The organism is Polaromonas sp. (assembly GCF_031411155.1).
Taxonomy (GTDB): Bacteria; Pseudomonadota; Gammaproteobacteria; order Burkholderiales; family Burkholderiaceae_C; genus Polaromonas.
Map to the genome: position 1 here is coordinate 1 of NZ_JANOAL010000225.1, position 3,171 is coordinate 3,171.

3 protein-coding genes and 1 pseudogene are annotated in these 3,171 nt (G+C 66.3%); 3 read left to right on the top strand and 1 reads right to left on the bottom strand.

Annotation, left to right across the window (positions count from 1 at the left end):
• From tcuA to RMO23_RS13915, 3 genes are all read left to right on the top strand, one after another.
• Positions 1–780, top strand: a 780-nt coding sequence (gene tcuA, locus RMO23_RS13905; RefSeq protein ID WP_309682638.1) for an FAD-dependent tricarballylate dehydrogenase TcuA, incomplete at its 5' end; no start/stop codon positions are given.
• The gene (tcuB, locus tag RMO23_RS13910) at positions 767–1,951 is read left to right on the top strand and encodes a tricarballylate utilization 4Fe-4S protein TcuB (protein WP_309682640.1); all 1,185 of its coding nucleotides are present in this window, start codon (positions 767–769) and stop codon (positions 1,949–1,951) included. The genes tcuA and tcuB, both read left to right, overlap by 14 nt.
• 30 nt (positions 1,952–1,981) lie before the next feature.
• Entirely contained in the window at positions 1,982–2,959 is a 978-nt protein-coding gene (locus tag RMO23_RS13915) for a tripartite tricarboxylate transporter substrate binding protein (RefSeq protein ID WP_309682644.1), read from the top strand.
• On the opposite strand, the pseudogene RMO23_RS13920 reads toward RMO23_RS13915, so the two are convergent.
• A pseudogene (locus RMO23_RS13920) lies at positions 2,960–3,171 on the bottom strand (3-carboxy-cis,cis-muconate cycloisomerase); the annotation flags it as partial.

Consider the following 3,171-nt stretch of genomic DNA (forward strand, 5'->3'; position numbering starts at 1 on the left):
GGCACGGCCTACAACAAAGGCGTGCTGCTCAGGCACCTGCTCGACGACCACGGCGCCGACCGCATTGGCGACCCGACGCAGGCGCACATGGTGGCCATAGACGCGCGCGCGCCGCTGTACGACGGCGGCATCTGCACGCGCATCGACTGCGTGTCGCTGGGCGTGGTGGTGAACCGCGAGGCCGAGCGCTTCTACGACGAAGGCGAGGACTTCTGGCCCAAACGCTACGCGATCTGGGGCCGCCTGGTGGCGCAGCAGCCGGGGCAAATCGGCTATTCGATCATCGACAGCAAGGCCATTGGCCGCTTCATGCCGCCCGTGTTCCCAGGCGTCAAGGCCGACAGCCTGCCCGAGCTGGCGCAAAAGCTCGGCCTGCCCGTGGACATCTTCATGCGCACGCTCAACGCCTACAACGCCGCCTGCCGCGTCGGCAACTTCGACCACACCGCGATGGACGACTGCCATACCGAAGGCATCACACCCGCCAAGACGCACTGGGCGCGCCCGATCGACACGGGCCCTTACTACGGCTACGCGCTCAAACCCGGCGTGACCTTCACGTATCTGGGCCTGCACACCGACGACACGGCCGCCGTGCGCTTTGGCGGCGTGCCCAGCGACAACCTGTTCGTCGCCGGCGAAATGATGGCTGGCAATGTGCTGGGCCAAGGCTACACCGCCGGCGTCGGCATGTCGATTGGAACGGCTTTTGGCCGCATTGCGGGCGTCCAGTCTGCGCAGGCAGCTATGAAATCAGGAGTACATCATGCAGCAGCTTGAAGCCTTGACGCGCGACGCCGTGGCGCTGGCCAATGGTGGATGGGCCAGCCCCATCGTGCTCAGCGCGCCAGAAGCCGAGGTCGCGCGGCAGATGCAGATCTGCAATGCCTGCCGCTACTGCGAAGGCTTTTGCGCCGTGTTCCCGGCCATGACGCGCCGGCTCGAATTCGGCAAGGCCGACATCCACTTCCTGTCCAACCTGTGCCACAACTGCGGCGCCTGCCTGCACGCCTGCCAGTACGCACCGCCGCACGAGTTTGCCGTCAACGTGCCGCAAGCCATGGCCCAGGTGCGGGTCCAGACCTATGTGGACTACGCCTGGCCGCCGGCGCTGGGCCGGCTCTACCAGCGCAACGGCTTGAGCCTGTCACTGGCGCTCGCCGCCGGGCTGGCGATTTTTTTGCTGCTGGCGCTGGCGCTCAACGGCACGCTGTGGGGCGGCGGCCTGCGCGGCAACTTCTACAACTTGTTCCCGCACAACTTGCTGGTCGGCATGTTTGCGCCGGTGTTCCTGTGGGCCGTGCTGGCGCTTGGCCTGGGCGTGCGGCGCTTCTGGCGCGACGTGACGCCGGCGACCTCGGGCCTGCCGCTCACCTCGCCAGCGGCGGCCGAGGCGACCGGCGACGTGCTGCGGCTGAAATACCTCGATGGCGGCCACGGCGAGGGCTGCAACAACGAAGACGACGCCTTCACCCTGTCGCGGCGGCGCGCCCATCACCTGACGTTTTACGGCTTCATGCTGTGCTTTGCCGCCACCAGCCTGGCCACGGTGTACCACTACGCCTTCGGCTGGTCAGCGCCTTACGACCTGCCCAGCCTGCCCAAGCTGCTGGGCGCGGCGGGCGGCGTGAGCCTGTTGCTGGGCACGGCGGGGCTATTTTGGCTGAATTTGAGGCGCCACCCGCAGCACGGCGACGCGGCCCAAAAGCCGATGGACCTCGGCTTCATCGCGCTGCTGTTCTTCACCAGCCTGAGCGGCCTGGCGCTGTGGCTGGCGCGCGGTACCCCGGCGCTGGCGGCCTTGCTGGCCGTCCATCTGGGCGTGGTGATGGCGCTGTTTGCCACGCTGCCCTACGGCAAGTTTGCCCACGGCATTTTCCGCACCGCCGCGCTGCTGCGCCATGCGGTCGAAAAACGCCAACCCAACCCCGTCGGGCTGGGCGCCGACTGAATTTTTACCTGCAAAAAAACGGAGAACACGATGAAAAAACGCCCACTGCTTCAAGCCTTCGCCGCACTGGCCCTGTGGCCTGCATTCACCCTGCCTGCGCAGGCGCAGGACTTTCCACCCAAAAAACCGGTGACCCTGGTCGTCGGCTTTGCGGCCGGCGGCGCTGCCGACGCCGCCGCACGCCTGATCGCGAAAAAACTGGGCGAGAACATCGGCCAGACGGTGATCGTGGACAACAAGCCCGGCGCGGGCGGCAACATTGCCCACCAGTTCGTCGCCACGGCCCCGGGCGATGGCGCGACGCTGCTGTTTGGCTCGATCGGGCCGCTGACGATTGCGCCGCACATGATGAAGCTGGGCTACGACCCGGTGCGCGACCTGGCGCCCATCACCATGGGCGTGAACTTTCCCAACGTGCTGGTGGTGCATGCGGGCGTCGGCGTCAAGACCCTGGCCGAGTTTGTGGCGCTGGCCAAAAAGAAACCCGGCAGCCTGGATTTCGCCTCCACCGGCGCTGGGTCGGCCTCGCACCTGGCCGGGGAACTGTTCAACGCCCGGGCCGGCATCGAAACGGTTCACATTCCCTACAAGGGCGGGGCGCCCGCGCTGCAGGACCTGCTGGGCGGCCGGATCGCGTCCTACTATTCCACCCCCGCCACCGCCGGTCCGCACATTGAATCGGGCAAGCTGATCCCGCTGGCCACCACCGGCCTGGGCCGGCCGGCCTTCATGCCCAATGTGCCAACAATCGCCGAATCCGGCTACCCCGGTTTCAATGCCACCAACTGGTATGCCTTCGTCGCCTCCAGCAAGATCCCCAAACCGCTGCTGGACCGATGGAACCTGGAGCTGGTCAAGGTGCTCAACGCGCCCGATGTGCGCGAGCAGCTTCTCAAGCACGGCCTGACCCCGCAGCCAGGCACGCGCGATGAGCTGGCCCGTTTCATGGCCAGCGAGTCCGCAACCTGGGGCAAGGTGGTTCGCGAGCGGAAAATCTCGGCTGAATGATCAGGCCTTGATTGAATTGAGCACCCGGTCCACCATGACACCGGCCTGGCCCAGGTTGTTCATCGGATCGCAAAAAGACGCCAGCTGCTCACGCGTCACATGCTTGTTGATTTCGGGGTGCTCGGCCAGCAGGTCGATCAGCGGGCGCTTTTGCTGCAGGGCCGCGCGGCAGATGTCATAGACCAGGTCATGCGCGTATTCGCGGCCGATGT

What these genes read in the sequence shown, in the direction of transcription:
- tcuB (WP_309682640.1), top strand. Translation starts at nt 767, where the DNA reads ATGCAGCAGCTTGAAGCCTTGACGCGCGACGCCGTGGCGCTGGCCAAT.
- RMO23_RS13915 (WP_309682644.1), top strand. Translation starts at nt 1,982, where the DNA reads ATGAAAAAACGCCCACTGCTTCAAGCCTTCGCCGCACTGGCCCTGTGG.